Consider the following 16026-nt stretch of genomic DNA (forward strand, 5'->3'; position numbering starts at 1 on the left):
GGGCATCGATCCTGATCAGACCGCCTTGCGGACCGCCCGCATCATGCGGGCGATCAGGTTGTCCTTCAAGATGAACTGGTGATAGGCGGCGCCGGCGATGTGCAGCAGCACCAGCAGCAGCAGGATGGTCTTGGCCGTCTCGTGCGCCTCGCCCGCCGGCTCGCTGGCCAGCAGATAGGCCGAGGCGCCCAGGATCGGGGTCAGCCACAGCATCAGGTACAGCGCCCGGTGGTTCCAGACCGACAACACCCGGTCCCAGCCGGGGCTTTCCGGCGTGGGGTTGGGCACGCCCTGGACGAACCGCAGCGCGGTGCGGGCGACGGTCAGGATCAGGATCAGCGCGCCCATGACGGCATGCAGCGTCGCGCCCACGCCCATCGAGACGTTCTCGGCCAGCTCGGCCTCGCGGGTCTCGACCATCCGTTCGAAAAACCCGGACATCGCGTCACCGCTGAGGAACTGGCCAAGGATCAGCACGGCGATCGTCCAGTGCAGGGTGATCTGGATGCCGGAATAGCCCGCGGTGCGGCGGGCGACGAGAGAGGCGGGCTGGCGCATGGATGCGATCTTTCTGCTGGCTGCCTGGGCGCGGACCCGAAAGGACCGGCTGGCGCATCATCCTGCCGTCCGCCCCGGCCGGTCAAGGCCCCCGCGCCGGGGCCCGGGGTGGCGCGCTCCCGGCGGCGGGGATCAGCGCGCGCAGTTGCCGCAGAACGGCGTGTCGGGCAGCAGTTCCAGCCGCTTGTCGGCGATCTCCTGGCCGCAGGTGACGCAGTGGCCGTATTCCCCCGCCTCGACCCGGGCCAGCGCCGCGTCGATGCGCCGCAGCTCGGTCTGGTCCGAATGTCCCAGCGCCGACAGCACCTCGTCCCCCTGCCGTTCTGACGCCGCATCCTCCCAATCCTTCGGCACCGGCTCGTCCAGCTCGTCCCCGATCCGGTCGAGATTGCCGAGCAGCTCGTCCCGACGGGCGAGCAGGATGTTCTTTGCGGTTTCAGGGGTCATGCGCTGTCTCCGGTGGTTCGGCGGAGAGTGGCGGGGTGAAGGGGTGGGGTCAAGTGGCGGGTGACGGTGCGTGGTGCCGTGCTTAAACGCACGGAGCGGTGGCTGGTGATGGTGCACAAGGAACACGCACCCGACGGTTACGGCTTCCTCTCGACTCTTTGCGATTACAGAACGAAGAGCCCTCCAATCTCGTTCACCTCATCTATTGCAGCCAAGTTTTTCGGGCTGGTGTTCATAACGCACGACGGCGAAGCGGAGATGCACGGCAGAGAATATTTCGTGAAGTCGAAGCCGAGCGGAATTTCGACCTGATTATAGTAGCGGCTAAACAAAGTAAAAAAAGTGAGAAGCGGATGCGACTCTATCAAACCAACTAAGGACTTTGAGTCTGGCGTCAAATTAAATCTGAACGACTTCGGCGGTACCAATGTGACGTTCGTCAACAGCCCTGCTCCGTGAGCATAAACAGAGTCAATCTGACGTCGTATGTCCGTCCTCGACTTACGATGATTTTCCAGATACGTAATCAGGGTTCGATGCGCCACGTCGGTACTAAGCGCGAAAACAAGGTATATCGGATCCCAAGTTGACCCTGGATACCCGGAAAATACTTCGAGCGAGTGAGAGATCGGCCCAGACGCAGGATAGTATGCCGTTCTCTCAAGCCCCTTAAAGCTTTCCATATTCTTTTCGCACTCAAGGAACGTCGCAGCGCTGAGGCTGGATTTCACTTCAATAGCGAAGTACACACATTCGATTGGAAATATCCCTGCATCCCCGCTACGAAAAAACGATGGAGTCTTGTGGGCGTCGTACAGGATAATGTCTATCTGGTTGGATTGTCGTCCCGCCGAGTCAACGACGACCCCGCTACCTATGCCGATGTTTTGTGGCAAGTAATCTTGGAGTAGATTCCTTACTGCCTCCTCGACTGCTCCACCCTTTAGCCCGGCGTGGGTGAGGCTGGCCCTGATTTGTTCGATTCGTGCGCTCAATATCGTTTCGCTCGCCGCAAACACATCAGACAAGTTAATCATTCTAAATACCCTCACCCATCCATCTTCAGCGCCGAGATGAACGCGCTCTGCGGGATCTCCACCTTCCCGAACTGCCGCATCTTCTTCTTGCCGGCCTTCTGCTTCTCCAGCAGCTTCTTCTTGCGCGTGGCATCGCCGCCATAGCACTTGGCGGTCACGTCCTTGCGCAGCGCCGCCAGCGTCTCGCGGGCGATCACCCTTCCGCCGATCGCCGCCTGGATCGGGATCTTGAACATGTGGCGAGGGATCAGCTCCTTGAGCTTTTCGACCATCACCCGGCCGCGCGCCTCGGCCCGGTCGCGGTGGACCATGATCGACAGCGCGTCCACCGGTTCGTCGTTGACCAGGATCGACATCTTGACCAGCAGATCCTCGCGGTATTCCGAAATCTGGTAGTCGAAGGACGCATAGCCCTTGGTCACCGATTTCAGCCGGTCGTAGAAATCGAACACCACCTCGGCCAGCGGCAGGTCATAGACGACCATCGCGCGGCTGCCGGCATAGGTCAGGTCCAGCTGGATGCCGCGGCGGTCCTGGCACAGCTTCAGCACGTCGCCCAGATAGTCGTCGGGGACCATGATCGTGGCCTTGATCCGCGGCTCCTCGATATGGTCGACCAGGGTCAGGTCGGGCATGTCGGCGGGGTTGTGCAGCTCGCGCATCTCGCCGTCGCGCATGAACAGCCGGAACACGACGCTGGGCGCGGTGGTGATCAGGTCCAGGTCGTATTCGCGTTCCAGCCGGTCGCGGATCACCTCCAGATGCAGCAGGCCCAGGAAGCCGCAGCGGAACCCGAAGCCGAGCGCGGCCGAGGTCTCCATCTCGTAGGTGAAGCTCGCATCGTTCAGCGCCAGCTTCTCGATCGCGTCGCGCAGCGCGTCGAAATCGTTGGCGTCCACCGGGAACAGCCCGCAGAACACCACCGGCTGGGCGGGCTTGAACCCCGGCAGCGCCTCGGTCGCGCCGCGCCGCTCATGGGTGATGGTGTCGCCGACGCGGGTGTCGCGGACCTGCTTGATGGACGCGGTGAAGACGCCGATCTCGCCGGGACCCAGTTCGGCGATGTCCACCATCCGCGGGGTCAGCACCGCCAGCTTGTCGATGCCGTAGATGGCGCCGGTCTGCATCATCCGGACGCGGTCGCCCTTGCGGATCACCCCGTCCATTACCCGGATCATCACGACGACGCCCAGATAGGCGTCGTACCAGCTGTCGACCAGCATCGCCTTCAGCGGCGCCTCGCGGTCGCCCGTCGGCGGCGGCAGGCGCTGGACGATCGCCTCGAGCACGTCGGGGATGCCGAGGCCGGTCTTGGCCGAGATCGGGACTGCGTCGGAGGCGTCGATGCCGATCACGTCCTCGATCTGCGCCTTGACCTGCTCGGGCTCGGCCGCGGGCAGGTCGATCTTGTTGAGCACCGGCACGATCTCGTGGCCCGCATCGATCGCCTGGTAGACGTTTGCCAGGGTCTGCGCCTCGACCCCCTGGGTGGCGTCGACGACCAGCAGCGAGCCTTCGACGGCCCGCATCGAGCGGCTGACCTCATAGGCGAAGTCCACATGACCGGGCGTGTCGATCAGGTTCAGCACGTAGGTCTGGCCGTCGCGGGCCGGATACAGGATGCGGACGGTGTTGGCCTTGATGGTGATGCCGCGTTCCCGCTCGATGTCCATGCTGTCGAGCATCTGGGCCTTCATGTCGCGTTCGGCGACGGTCCCGGTCAGCTGGATCAGCCGGTCGGCCAGCGTGGATTTGCCGTGGTCGATATGCGCCACGATGGAGAAATTGCGGATGAGAGGCAGGTCGGTCATGATGGCGCGGATATGCGCGGGAAACCCGCGCCGGTCAATTTGAAAGGACCCCGCATGCGTTTTCAGGTGAACGACATGACCTGCGGCCACTGCACGGCCGCGATCGAAAAGGCGATCGGCGCGGCCGGCGGCACGGCACGGGCGGATCTGCAGTCCAAGGTGGTCGAGGTCGATCAGCTCGGCGCCGCCCGGGCGATGGAGGTGATTCGCGAGGCCGGCTATACGGCGCAGCCGCTGGACTGAGCGCGCGGGGGGCGATCTGACCGGCCGCACGATCCGGTGAGAACCTCTCGCGCCCTGCCTTTGCCCGGTCGGCCGACCCGGCCGTTAGCGCAAAAGGCCTTTTCCCACGGGCCCGGTCTGGTAAGGGAAACCATCCTTTCCCAGTCCGGAGCCTGTTACCGATGCAGATGACCGATACCGTCAAGAAGATCCTCGCCAACTACGAGGGCGAAAACCCGGGCGTAAAGGGCAATCTGGCCCGCATGCTGATGAACGGCAGGCTGGGCGGCACCGGCAAGATGATCATCCTGCCCGTGGATCAGGGTTTCGAGCACGGACCCGCCCGATCCTTCGCCAAGAACCCGCTGGGCTATGACCCGCACTACCATTACCAGCTGGCGATCGACGCGGGCCTGAACGCCTACGCCGCGCCGCTGGGCATGATCGAGGCCGGGGCCGACACCTACGCCGGACAGATCCCGACGATCCTGAAATGCAACAGCGCCAACAGCCTGATGAGCGATACAGCGGGCAAGAACCAGGCGGTGACGGCGACCGTGCAGGACGCTCTGCGGCTGGGCTGCGCGGCGATCGGGTTCACGATCTATCCGGGATCGGACATGGCGCTGGACATGTTCGAGGAGATTTCCGAGATGCGCGCCGAGGCGGCGAGCGTCGGGATCCCGACGGTGATCTGGTCCTATCCGCGCGGCGAGGCGATCAGCAAGGACGGCGAGACGGCCATCGACATCGCCGCCTATGCCGCGCAGATCGCGGCGCTGCTGGGCGCCCATGTCATCAAGATCAAGCTGTCCACAGATCACCTGGAAAACCGTGACGCCAAGAAGGTTTACCAGGAACAGGGCATCGACATCTCGACCCCGGCGGCACGGGTGGCGCACTGCATGCAGGCGGCATTCGGCGGCCGGCGGATCGTGGTCTTCTCGGGCGGTGCGGCCAAGGGCGAGGACGCGGTATACGAGGACGCGCGGGCGATCCGCGACGGCGGCGGCAACGGCTCGATCATCGGGCGCAACAGCTTCCAGCGGTCGCGCGAGGATGCGCTGACCATGCTGGGCAAGCTGGTCGACATCTACCAGGGCCGCGGCTGACCGGCATCCGGCCGAAGCTGCCGGATTGCTGCATGTTCATGCAGCGTTCCATGCAGTTTTCATGCATCGTTCTGCAGTCGGGCGGCGGGGAAACCCGCCGCCCGTCTGTCATCAGCGTCCCCCGAGGCCGCAGGCCGGCTGCTGACGGGCGGCGGCACGGTCCGGGTGCCGGCCTTCCCCTTGGCCCGCCAAGCGCCTAGGTAGGCCCAAACCGCCAAGGGGGTCCGGCATGTCGTTCTTTTCCAAGCTGCGCGAGCGTCTGACCAAGTCGTCGTCGAAGATCGGCGGCGGACTGGACAGCCTGGTGGCGGACAAGGTGACGGACGAGGTGGCGGAACCGGATACCGCCGCTGCCCCGCAGGCCGACGCGCCGGGCGGCACGGCTCAACTCGCCAGCGCGGCGCCGCCACCCGCCGAGCCGGTTGCCGACCAGGGCGCGTCGGTCCCGACGTCAGCCCCCCCGACCGCGCCCGGCCCTGCGGCGCCACGCACTGCCCCGGCTCCCGCCACTGCGCCCGCCGCCCAGCCTGCCGCTCACCCCGCCGCCGACCGGCCGGCCGAGAACCGGCCGGGGCTGATGGGCCGGCTGTTCGGGCGCGGCGAGACCGCGCCCGCCGAGCCGCGCCGCGAACTGGACGACGCGATGCTGGAGGAGTTGGAGGACATGCTGATCGCGGCGGACATGGGGACGGACACCGCGCTGCGGGTCACCGCCAACATCGCCGAGGGACGGATGGGCCGGCGCGTCACGTCGACGGAACTGAAACGGGCGCTGGCCGACGAGGTGACGCGGATCATGCAGCCGGTCGCTCGACCGCTGCCGCTGTATCCGCGCAAGCCGCAGGTGGTGCTGGTGGTGGGCGTCAACGGGTCGGGCAAGACGACCACGATCGGCAAGCTGGCCAGCCAGTTCCGCGCCGCCGGCAAGTCGGTGGTGATCGCCGCTGGCGACACGTTCCGCGCCGCGGCGGTCGAACAGCTGCAGGTCTGGGGGCAGCGGGCCGGGGTGCCGGTGATGGTCGCCGCGCAGGGCTCCGATCCGGCGAGCCTGGCCTTCGACGCGATGACGCGGGCCGAGGCGGACGGCGCCGACCTGCTGATGATCGACACGGCCGGGCGCCTGCAGAACCGCGCCGACCTGATGGAGGAACTGGCCAAGATCGTCCGGGTGATCCGCAAGAAGGACCCGACCGCCCCCCACAACACGCTGCTCGTGCTGGATGCGACCACCGGGCAGAACGCCCTGTCACAGGTCGAAACGTTCCGCCGGCTGGCGGACGTATCGGGTCTGGTGATGACCAAGCTGGACGGCACCGCCCGCGGCGGCGTGCTGGTGGCGCTGGCCGACAAGTTCGGCCTGCCGATCCACGCGATCGGCGTGGGCGAGCAGATCGACGATCTGGACGCGTTCGACGCGCGCGAGTTCGCCACCGCGCTGGTTGGGCTGTGATCGCCTGAGCCGCGCAGGCCGGGGCGGCACGAAGCCGTTGTCCGGGTGCCGGCCGGGAGCATCTGAACCGCCCTGCCGACAGAACGGTCCAGATATCCCCGGACGGGCAATCCCCAAGCGACCGATCAGGCGCTATGGTCGACGGGCGAGCCGTCCTTTTCCTGCAACAGCTGGCGGGCATTGGTCGCGTCGGCCGACAGCCACACCCGGCCGCCATCCACGGACGCGACATGCGACAGCGGCAGATAATGGTGGTGGGACGACATCTGGCCGTGCGCCTCGTCGGTGCGGGTCAGCTTGATGCGGTCGCCATCCAGGTGATCGACCTTGCCGACATGCACCCCGTCGGCGCCCACGACGTCCATATGTTCGATGATCTGGTTCGCTTCGACCATGATGATCCTCCGATTTCATGCGGCGTGCGGAAGCGCACGCCTCTGCACGGGGGAACGCACGGCGGTGCGGTCGGGGTCCACCGAACCTGACCGGTGCCACCGCGACGAAAGTCGGTCAGGTCAGGCGCAGCCGGGACATCACCGCGTGCAGAGGCGCGGTTCCGATCTGGGACCGGGCGGCGAACAGGGTCGCCTGGCTGGCGTGGATCAGCGCGTCGGGGAGGATCTTCAGGTGGTTGGCGCGCAGCGTTTCGCCCGAACTGGTGATGTCGGCGATCGCCTCGGCGGTCAGGTTGGCCACCGTGCCCTCGGTCGCGCCCTGGCTGTCGACCAGCTGGTAATCGGCGACCTCGTGGTCCGACAGGAAGGCGCGGACCAGCCGGTGATACTTGGTGGCGATCCGCAGGCGGAAGCCGTGCGCCTGCCGGAAATCGCGGGCGATGGCGGCAAAGTCGTCCAGATCCTCGCAGTCGCGCCAGCAGGCGGGCACCGCCAGCACCAGATCGGCCTCGCCGAACCCCAGCGGCGCCAGCTCGACCACGTCGGACCGCCAGCCGGCCAGCTTCTCGCGCACCAGGTCGGTGCCGGTCACGCCCAGCTGGATGCGCCCGGCGGCGAGTTCGCGCGGGATCTCGCCCGCCGACAGCATCACCAGCCCCAGCCCGTCGATCCCGTCGACGGAGGCGGCATATTCCCGGTCGGAGCCGCTGCGCGACAGGCGCACCCCGCGCTCGGCGAACCAGCCGAAGGTCTGATCCATCAGCCGTCCCTTGGACGGCACCCCCAGCTTCAGCATGGGTCCAACTCGGCCAGCAGCCCGGGGCGGGCGATGCCGCCGACGGCCGGGATGCCCGGCTTGCCCGCCGGCAGGCCCAGCACCGCGGTCAGCGCGTCGTAGCGCCCGCCCGATGCGACCGGCGGCCAGTCCGGATGCGCCGTCGCGGTGAAGCTGAAGGTGAAGCCGTCGTAATATTCCATGGTGGTGCGGCCGTGGCTCGCCTCGAACCGGATGGTGGCCGGATCGATGCCGCGGGCGGCGATCGCGTCCAGCCGTGCGGCCAGCCGGTCCACCGCCTCGGCGATCGCGGGGATGTGGTCGGCCAGCACCCGCAGTTCGTCGAGCGCCTGCGGGGCAGCCCCGGTCAGGGCGAAAAGCCTGTGCAGACGCTCCCGCCAGATGCCGGGCAGCACCGGTTCGGCGCGCGCCGATTCCAGCCGGGCGATCCGCGCCGCCATCTCGGCTTCGCTGCGCAAGCCGGTCCAGGGCGCCCCGTTGACGGCAAAGCTGCGCGGCACCAGCGGGCGCGAAAAACGGTCCAGCAGCCGTTCGAAGCGACGCGGGCGCCAGATGTGGTGGGCGAGCATGGCGCAGCGTTCGGGCGACAGGGGCAGCCCGGCCACGGCATCCAGCAGCAGGTCCATGTCGCCGATCGTGGCGGCCAGCCGGTGCGGTGCCAGCAGCCGGTGGAACAGGGCGAAGACCTCGGCGTCGGCGTCGGGATCGCGGGAAAACAGCTCATACCCGACCTGCAGGTATTCGTTGTCGCGCGGATGCTCGGGGCGGGTGTCGCCGTGGTCCTGCTTGCGGAACACCTCGCCCAGGTAGCAGTAGCGGGCCGGTTCGGCGCCGGCGGCCATGTGCATGCTGACCACCGGCACCGTGAAGTCGGGGCGCAGCACGACCTCGCCGCGGATCGGGTCGGTGGTCAGGTAGGCGCGGGCCCGGATATCCTCGCCATAAAGCTCCAGCAGGGTGTCGGCGGGCAGCAGGATGTCGGGCGCGACCTCGACCGCGCCGGCGTCCCGGAACGCGGCCAGCAGCCGCTGGCCAACCGCGGCCTTGGCGGTGCGGGGGATCATCGGGCCAGCATGTCCCGCACGGCGCCGACCATGTCGGGGCGCGGTACCTCGACCTGGGCGGGCTGGGATTTCCATTCCTCGACAGAAGCTTCTGCGGCGATCCTGGCACCCAGGATGAGGTCCTTGACCTGGACCACGCCGCGGGCGGATTCGTCGGCGCCCTGGATGATGGCCACCGGGGCGCCGCGCCGGTCCGCGTATTTCAGCTGGTTGCCGAAGTTCTTGGGGTTGCCCAGATAGACCTCGGCCCGGATTCCGGCGGCGCGCAGCTCGGCGGCCATTGCCTGGTATTCGGCCATCCGGTCGCGGTCCATGACGGTGACCACGACGGGACCGGCGCTGTCCGCCCCGGCCAGACCCTTTTCGTGCAGCGCGGCCAGCAGGCGGTCGACGCCGATGCTGACGCCGGTGGCCGGGACCTTCTGCCCGGTGAAGCGTTCGACCAGGTCGTCGTAGCGGCCGCCACCGGCGACCGACCCGAACTGGCGGGTGCGGCCCTTGTCGTCGCGGATCTCGAAGGTCAGCTCGGCCTCGAACACCGGCCCGGTGTAATAGCCGAGGCCGCGGACTACCGACGGGTCGATGACGACGCGGTCGGGGCCGAGGCCCATGGCGTCCAGCAGGGCGGCGATCTGCGCCAGCTCGTCGACACCGTCGGCCCCGATCGCCGAGGCGCCGACCGCGGCGCGCAGGTTGGTCAGGGTGGCCGAGGTGGTGTCGCGGCGCGAGGTCAGGAATGCCAGCACCGGCTCGGCCTGTGCCGGGGTCAGGCCGACGCCCTCGATTTCCGCGCCAGAGGCATCGGTGCGGCCGGTCGTCAGCAGCGCGCGCACGCCGTCCGCCCCGACCTTGTCGAACTTGTCGATCTGGCGCAGCACGTCGGCGGCCTGATCGGCCCCCACCTGCGCGGCCTCCATCACGCCGTTCAGGACCTTGCGGTTGTTCACCCGCACCAGATAGTCGCCGCGGCTAATCCCCGCCGCCTCCAGCGCGTCGGCCAGCATGGCGATGATCTCGGCGTCGGCGGCGACGCTGGCGGCGCCCACCGTGTCGGCGTCGCACTGGTAGAACTGGCGATAGCGCCCCGGCCCGGGCTTTTCGTTGCGCCAGACCGGACCCATCGCATAGCGCCGATAGGGAAACGGCAGGTCGTTGCGGTACTGCGCAGCGACGCGGGCCAGTGGCGCGGTCAGGTCATAGCGCAGCGCCAGCCAGTCGCCCGCGCCGCCATCGCCCTTGCCGATCCCGGGCACCGCCTCTTCCTGCCAGGCGAAGACGCCGGCGTTAGGGCGGTCCACGTCGGGCAGGAACTTGCCCAGCGCCTCGACCGTCTCGACCCCGCTGGTTTCCAGCGCATCGAAGCCGTGGCGATGATAGACGGCGGCGATCCGGTCCAGCATCGCCTTGCGCTCGGTCACCTCGGCGCCGAAATAGTCGCGAAACCCCTTTGGGGTCTCGGCGCGGGGGCGTCGGGGTTTGCTGTCCTTGGCCATCGGCAGTCCTTGTCGGTCGCGGGGACCGCTTAGCGGAAGGGTCGGACATGGACAAGTTTGAGGGCGGCGACAAGGTGCAGGGCGCGGATGCGCTGCAGGCCATCGAGGAACGCCTGGCGCATTTTCAGCGCACAGTGGACGACCTGTCCGACGTGGTCGCCCGGCAAGATGCCGAGATCCGGCGAATGGCGCGGCATGTCGGGCTGCTGATGGAACGCGCCGCCGAGCAGCAGGCGGAAGAGGGCAGCATCGCGCTGGCCGACCAGCGGCCGCCCCACTGGTAAGGCGCCCACGCGATCCGGCGGCCCCTCAGCCGCCGAGCAGGTCGTCCAACACCAGCGCCATGACCTTGGCGCTGTCCTCCATGTCCTGCACCCCGATCCATTCGTCCGGCTGGTGCGCCAGGTCCAGGATGCCGGGGCCATAGGCGATGCAGTTCTGCAGCCGCCCGATCCGGTCGATATGCTTCTGGTCATAGGTGCCGGGCGACACCACATAGCCGGCCTGCAGCCCCAGCACGCGTTCGATCGCGGCAGCCGTGGTGCGCACCACCGGCGCGTCCCGGTCGGTCATCGAGGGGATCACCTCGAACAGGTCGCGGATCTCGTAGGAAAAGCTGGGGCGTTCGGCGCGGACCCGTTCCATCAGGGCGCGGATCTCGGCCTTGACCTCGTCCAGTTGCTCCTCGATCAGGAACCGCCGGTCGATGACGATGCGGCAGCGGTCGGGGACACACGGCGCAGGCAAGCCGGTATAGTCGGCGTCGGGTTCGCGCGCCCCGCCATGGATCGAATTGATGTTCAGCGTCGAGGACCGCGCCCCTTCGGGAACCACCGGCATCGCGGTGTGCCGGCACGCCAGCGCGGGATAGAGCGTGCGTTCCATCTCGTCGATCACCGCGCCCATGTGGCGCACGGCGCAATCCCCCAGGAACGGCATCGAGCCATGCGCGATGCGGCCCCTTGTCTCGATCTCGGCCCACCAGACGCCGCGATGCCCCAGGCAGATCCGGTCCTTGTTCAGCGGTTCGGGGATGATCACGTGCTGCACGTCGGCGAACCGGCCCTGCTCGGCCAGGAACGCCACCCCGCCGAACCCGCCCGATTCCTCATCGGCGGTGCGCTGATCTGGACGCGGCCGCGGTGGTCCGGGCGGGTGGCGACAAACGCCTCGGCGGCGATGATGCTGGCGGCCAGCCCACCCTTCATGTCGCAGGCGCCGCGGCCGTAGATGCGGTCCGTTTCTGGGTCATGGTCGGCCCCGAAGGGGTCGCGGGTCCAGCCGTGGCCGACCTCAACCACGTCGTGGTGGCTGTTGAAGTGGACGCAATCGCCAGGCCGGCCGCCGTCACGGGTGGCTATCAGGTTCCAGCGCGGGTGGCGTTCGCTGTCACCCGGCGCACCGTGGGCGCGGACCAGTTCGACCTGCCAGCCCTGCGGCTCCAACCGGGCGGCAAGATAGTCGCAGATGTCGCGATAGTGCAGGCCGGGGGGGTTCAGCGTGGGGATCCGGATCAGGTCCTGGGTCAGGCGGATCAGATCGGCGCGGCGATCGGCGACGGCGCAAGACAGGTCGGTCATGGGATGCAGGCTAGGCCCGGCAGGACCCGGGCGCAACGGGCCGCGGCGATCACGCCATTGCCTCCGGACGCGGGCTGACGCATGAGGGCCGCAGGTCGCGCTGGGAACGCCGCACAACCTTGGCGCGTTCCCCGGCGGGGTGCCGGTCGCCGCCAGTTCGAGGAGCTTGTCGCATGCGCGTTGTCCAGGTCACGACCGGCGTCGTGTTCGGTGTGTTGGTATTCCTGTTCCTGGATTACGCGCTGCCGTCGCGGAACACGGTGCGGATCACCAACGTCTACAACCAGATCACTGACCTGGGTCCGAACGCGATCTTCTATGCCTCGCCCCGGACCGGCACCGTGGAAACCTCCGACGGGCGGCGCGACGTCCGTTACATCGCGGCGGTGCGGCCCGGCGGCAAACCCTTCGTCTATCGCAACGAGGACACCGGCTGGATCTGGCCGCCCTATTTCAAGTACGACAGTTCCAACCTACACGCGGTCGCGTCCGACCAGGTCTCGACGGCGGCCAACCCGAAATGGGTCAGCATAACCGCCTATGGCTGGCGCATCCCGTGGTGGACGATCTTTCCGAACGCGATCTCCATCGATCCGGTGGCGGGGCCCAACGACCGGCCGCTGAACTGGCTGGCGATGCTGATCCTGGGGCTGATGGGCGCGGCGCTGCTGGCGATCTGGCGAATGTGGAACCGGTTCCGCGGGCGCCACGCGCCGCGTCGGGTCGTCCAGGTGCGGCACGATCCCAGCAGCGCGACAACGGTACGGCAGGTGGCGCCGATGCGACCGGCGGGCGGCCGGGTGCGGCGCTGGTGGGACGGGTTGCGCGGGCGCTGAGACGCCCCGGCGCGGCAGAGCTGGGCAGCCCGTCAGGCGCGGCGCCGGGGCCTGTCGTGGCGCAGCGTCTCGATGCGCAGGCGGATCGCCTCGGTCAGCGCCTCGCGCGGCAGGCCGGATTCCTGCGACAAGCGCAGCAGCCCGAAATGCACCCGCGCCAGTTCCTGGTAGTAGCGGGCGAAGGTGTAGTTGATCGAGGCGCCGGCGACCGCGCCGAAGATCGGGGTCGCCTGGGCTGCCAGCTTCTGCCCCAGCACCGCGGACAGGCGCGGCGCGATGCGAGCGATCAGCCCCTGCACGGTCTGGCCGGTGATCGACAGCTTGGCGGCCAGCAGGCCCAGATCGGTGCCGTCGTCATCGGCCATCGGGCCGGCGGCGGCAAAGACGCGCAGCGCCTCCATCCGGATCTCGTCGCTGTCGGCGTCCAGCCCGTGTTCGGCCGCGATCTCCAGGATCCCGCGCAGCAGCATGGTGATGGTCAGCGGCAGTTCGACCATCGCGCCGGGCAGCCCGGCCAGCCCGCCGGCGGCGCCTGACACGGTCGAGGCCAGGCGGTTGAACCAGTCGCCGCGGTCGCGGACCATGCGGCGCGACCGGCCGGCCGCGTAGACCGCCCGGTTCAGCCCCGACAGGGTGATGTCGTCCAGGCGATGCCGCACGAACCCGGGCAGCCGTTCCATCACGGTCTGGGCGCTGCCCCCGATCGTGGCCAAGATTTCCATCCCCAGACCACCGGCGGCCAGATAGCGACGGGCCAGGCGGTCGATCTCGGCGTGGACCGTCGGATCGGTGATCGGCGGCAGGATGGTCTGGCGATCAGGCAGGTCGGGTGCGGTCATGGGCGGGCTCCTTCAACGGGTGGACCTCGGTGCAGGCCGGCGGCGGTGCAGAGCCGTCGATCTCGGCCAGCGCGGCGTGAACCTGCGGCGAGGTCTCGCGGACCACGGCACCGCGCACATCAACCCAGGCGCCGGGGATCAGTTCCAGCCCCAGCACCCGCTCGGGATTGGTGGGCGGGGGCATCACCACGCCGTCCAGCTTGGCAAACCCGAACCGCGCGTAATAAGGGGCGTCACCCACCAGCATCACCCGCTGCCACCCGATCGCGGCCGCGCGCGACAGGCTTTCGCGCATCAGCAGGCCGCCCAGCCCCTCGCCCTGAACGGTGGGATGCACGGCCACGGGCCCCAGCAGCAGCACCGGCCGGTCATCCACCCGCACCGGCCAGAACCGGATCGCGGCGACCACGGCGTCGGATCCGTCACGCAGGCACAGGCACAGCGGCGCGACCATCGGGACCCCGTCGCGCAGCCGGTACGAACTTAGCGCGGTGCGCCCCGGCCCGAAGCAAAGGTCCATCAGCGCCTCGATCTCGGGCGTGTCCTGGTCCGTTTCGGGGCACAGCTCGTACATCCGGTCCCCTTTCGCGGGTGGCGGCGTGGTTATCACCCGGGCCGCGGCGATCAACCGGAAAAACGCCGGCGGCGGTCCGGCCGGTGTTGTCGCGCCGGTCCCGGCCCGCCAGTATGCGCCCGCAACGAGGAGGTCGCCCCCGCCATGTTCTATCGCCCCGAAAACGGCCACGGCATGCCGCACAACCCGTGGAACGCCATCGTCGCCCCCCGGCCGATCGGCTGGATTTCCACGCGCGGGCGGCTGGGCGACAACCTGGCCCCCTATTCGTTCTTCAACGCCACCGCCTATGTGCCGCCGCAGGTGATGTTCGCGTCCACAGGGGCCAAGCAGGACCGCGCCGGTACCAAGGACACGGTCGCGCAGATCGCCGAGACGCGGGTGTTCTGCGTCAACATCGCCGACCACGCGCTGAAGGACCAGATGAACGCCTCGACTGCGGCTTTTCCAGCCGGGGTGAACGAATTCGACGCCGCCGGCATCGCCGAGGCCGAGTGCGACACGATCGACTGCCCGCGGGTGCGCGACGCGGCCGCTTCGCTGGAATGCCGGGCCACGCGGATCATGCGGCAGGCCGGCGAGGCCAACTGGCTGGTGCTGGGCGTCGTCACCGGCATCCATCTGCGCGACGACTGCATCGTCGACGGCCGCTTCGACCTGCGCGCGACCGGCTGGCTGGCCCGGATGGGGTACAAGGACTATGCCCGCGTCACCGACACCTTCGAGATGGAACGCCCATGAGCATCGCGCCGCGGCAAGTGCAGAAGACGGTCAAGGACTATATCCGCAACATCGTGGATTTCCCGCACGAGGGCATCATCTTTCGCGACGTGACGACGCTGTTCGCCGACGCGCGGGGGTTCCGCATGGCGGTCGACCAGCTGCTGGCGCCCTATGCGGGCATGCGGATCGACAAGGTCGTGGGGCTGGAGGCCCGCGGTTTCGTGCTGGGCGGCGCGGTCGCGCACCAGCTGTCCACCGGCTTCGTGCCGATCCGGAAAAAGGGAAAGCTGCCGGGCGCGGTGTTGAGCCAGGCCTACACGCTGGAATACGGCGAGGCGGTGATGGAGATCCATGACGACGCGCTGGCGCAGGGCGACCGGGTGCTGATCGTGGACGACCTGCTGGCAACCGGCGGCACGGCCGAGGCGGGGATCCGGCTGTGCCGGCGGCTGGGTGCCGAGGTGGTCGGCGCGGCCTTTGTCGTCGACCTGCCCGAACTGGGCGGCCGCGGCGTGGTCGAGCGCACCGGCGTCGACGTGCATGTGCTGTGCGAATTCGACGGCGCGTGATCAGGCGGCCGACCCGCGCGAAGGGGCCGGCGGGCTGGTCGCCGGCAGCGGAAAGACCCGGTCATAGGCCCAGTTGAAGCCGTAGCCATAGACCACGTAGAACGCCGCGATCCCGATATCGAGCAGGAAGGCCTGCCACAGCGTCACGCCCAGCACCCAGGCGACGAAGGGCAGCAGCAGGACCAGCAGCCCGGCCTCGAACAGGACGGCGTGGACGGCGCGGATCGGATGGGTCTTGGCCACGCTGCCCCGCAGGCGCAGCATCGCGCGGTCGAACAGCCAGTTGTAGACATAGTTCCAGATGGTCGCGACCACCGAGGACACGACGCCGATCACGCCCAGCGCGTGCAGGTCTAACCCGGTCAGCAGCGTGGCGCCGCCGACCATCAGGATCAGTCCGAACACCTCGAACAGGATGGCGTGGCGGATACGGTCGGAAGTGGTGCGCATGGCTGGTCCGTTCTTCGACGGGCCGTCCCGTTCCGCTGCCTCCCAAGGATGGGGAGATCGTCCATCTGCC

18 protein-coding genes and 1 pseudogene are annotated in these 16026 nt (G+C 68.3%); 7 read left to right on the top strand and 12 right to left on the bottom strand.

The features are described 5' to 3' along the window. Positions 1-15: 15 nt before the first annotated feature. The 4 genes from Q0938_RS03375 to lepA all read right to left on the bottom strand — a co-directional run bounded on the left by Q0938_RS03375 (position 16) and on the right by lepA (position 3853). Entirely contained in the window at positions 16-558 is a 543-nt protein-coding gene (locus Q0938_RS03375) for a cytochrome b/b6 domain-containing protein (RefSeq protein ID WP_299359121.1), read from the bottom strand. Between the two features lie 132 nt (positions 559-690). After that, on the bottom strand, positions 691-1005 hold the full coding sequence (locus Q0938_RS03380; protein WP_299359123.1) for a TraR/DksA C4-type zinc finger protein: 315 nt from the start codon (positions 1003-1005) through the stop codon (positions 691-693). 164 nt (positions 1006-1169) lie between these two features. Continuing rightward, positions 1170-2042: a DUF6602 domain-containing protein gene (locus Q0938_RS03385; protein WP_299359125.1), complete on the bottom strand. Its 873-nt coding sequence runs from the start codon at positions 2040-2042 to the stop codon at positions 1170-1172. 11 nt (positions 2043-2053) lie between these two features. Then, the gene (gene lepA, locus Q0938_RS03390; RefSeq protein WP_299359127.1) at positions 2054-3853 is read right to left on the bottom strand and encodes a translation elongation factor 4; all 1800 of its coding nucleotides are present in this window, start codon (positions 3851-3853) and stop codon (positions 2054-2056) included. Positions 3854-3907: 54 nt separating this feature from the next. On the opposite strand from lepA, the gene Q0938_RS03395 reads away from it, so the two are divergent. From Q0938_RS03395 to ftsY, 3 genes are all read left to right on the top strand, one after another. Next, positions 3908-4096 (top strand): heavy-metal-associated domain-containing protein, encoded by a 189-nt coding sequence (locus Q0938_RS03395; protein WP_299359129.1) that lies wholly within the window; start codon positions 3908-3910, stop codon positions 4094-4096. A 161-nt stretch (positions 4097-4257) separates the two neighbouring features. Then, on the top strand, positions 4258-5187 hold the full coding sequence (locus Q0938_RS03400; protein WP_299359131.1) for a class I fructose-bisphosphate aldolase: 930 nt from the start codon (positions 4258-4260) through the stop codon (positions 5185-5187). 229 nt (positions 5188-5416) lie between these two features. Next, entirely contained in the window at positions 5417-6637 is a 1221-nt protein-coding gene (ftsY, locus tag Q0938_RS03405) for a signal recognition particle-docking protein FtsY (protein WP_299359133.1), read from the top strand. 125 nt (positions 6638-6762) lie between these two features. On the opposite strand, the gene Q0938_RS03410 is transcribed toward ftsY, so the two are convergent. The 4 genes from Q0938_RS03410 to hisS all read right to left on the bottom strand — a co-directional run bounded on the left by Q0938_RS03410 (position 6763) and on the right by hisS (position 10385). Further along, the gene (locus Q0938_RS03410) at positions 6763-7032 is read right to left on the bottom strand and encodes a DUF2171 domain-containing protein (protein ID WP_299359135.1); all 270 of its coding nucleotides are present in this window, start codon (positions 7030-7032) and stop codon (positions 6763-6765) included. Between the two features lie 115 nt (positions 7033-7147). Continuing rightward, complete coding sequence (hisG, locus tag Q0938_RS03415) at positions 7148-7828, bottom strand: ATP phosphoribosyltransferase (protein WP_299359137.1); 681 nt, start codon at positions 7826-7828, stop codon at positions 7148-7150. Beyond that, positions 7822-8892: an ATP phosphoribosyltransferase regulatory subunit gene (locus Q0938_RS03420; RefSeq protein WP_299359139.1), complete on the bottom strand. Its 1071-nt coding sequence runs from the start codon at positions 8890-8892 to the stop codon at positions 7822-7824. The genes hisG and Q0938_RS03420 overlap by 7 nt, the downstream gene beginning before the upstream one ends. Next, positions 8889-10385 (bottom strand): histidine--tRNA ligase, encoded by a 1497-nt coding sequence (hisS, locus tag Q0938_RS03425; protein WP_299359141.1) that lies wholly within the window; start codon positions 10383-10385, stop codon positions 8889-8891. Before hisS ends, Q0938_RS03420 begins: the two co-directional genes overlap by 4 nt. 47 nt (positions 10386-10432) lie before the next feature. Here hisS and Q0938_RS03430 point away from each other — a divergent pair, with 47 nt between their 5' ends. Further along, positions 10433-10669 carry a SlyX family protein gene (locus tag Q0938_RS03430; protein WP_299359143.1) on the top strand — a complete coding sequence of 79 codons (237 nt, stop codon included), beginning with the start codon at positions 10433-10435 and terminating at the stop codon, positions 10667-10669. Between the two features lie 25 nt (positions 10670-10694). Here Q0938_RS03430 and Q0938_RS03435 read toward each other — a convergent pair. After that, positions 10695-11965: pseudogene (locus Q0938_RS03435) on the bottom strand (acetylornithine deacetylase/succinyl-diaminopimelate desuccinylase family protein). 173 nt (positions 11966-12138) lie between these two features. Between Q0938_RS03435 and Q0938_RS03440 the strand changes: the two are divergent. Next, positions 12139-12801: a DUF1523 family protein gene (locus tag Q0938_RS03440; RefSeq protein ID WP_299359145.1), complete on the top strand. Its 663-nt coding sequence runs from the start codon at positions 12139-12141 to the stop codon at positions 12799-12801. A gap of 32 nt (positions 12802-12833) precedes the next feature. Here the strand turns inward: Q0938_RS03440 and Q0938_RS03445 are convergent, their stop codons facing one another. Beyond that, entirely contained in the window at positions 12834-13640 is an 807-nt protein-coding gene (locus Q0938_RS03445; RefSeq protein WP_299359146.1) for an EcsC family protein, read from the bottom strand. Then, positions 13618-14214, bottom strand: coding sequence for a GNAT family N-acetyltransferase (locus Q0938_RS03450; protein ID WP_299359147.1), 597 nt, complete (start codon positions 14212-14214; stop codon positions 13618-13620). Before Q0938_RS03450 ends, Q0938_RS03445 begins: the two co-directional genes overlap by 23 nt. A 144-nt stretch (positions 14215-14358) precedes the next feature. Here Q0938_RS03450 and Q0938_RS03455 point away from each other — a divergent pair, with 144 nt between their 5' ends. After that, positions 14359-14955, top strand: a complete 597-nt coding sequence (locus Q0938_RS03455) for a flavin reductase family protein (protein ID WP_299359148.1) — start codon at positions 14359-14361, stop codon at positions 14953-14955. Then, on the top strand, positions 14952-15506 hold the full coding sequence (locus Q0938_RS03460) for an adenine phosphoribosyltransferase (RefSeq protein WP_299359150.1): 555 nt from the start codon (positions 14952-14954) through the stop codon (positions 15504-15506). Before Q0938_RS03455 ends, Q0938_RS03460 begins: the two co-directional genes overlap by 4 nt. Here the strand turns inward: Q0938_RS03460 and Q0938_RS03465 are convergent, their stop codons facing one another. Next, positions 15507-15956, bottom strand: coding sequence for a PACE efflux transporter (locus tag Q0938_RS03465; protein WP_299359152.1), 450 nt, complete (start codon positions 15954-15956; stop codon positions 15507-15509). It abuts the gene before it with no gap. Positions 15957-16026 lie beyond the last annotated feature (70 nt).

Origin of the sequence: uncultured Paracoccus sp., from assembly GCF_947496875.1 — a bacterium.
Lineage (GTDB): Bacteria > Pseudomonadota > Alphaproteobacteria > Rhodobacterales > Rhodobacteraceae > Paracoccus.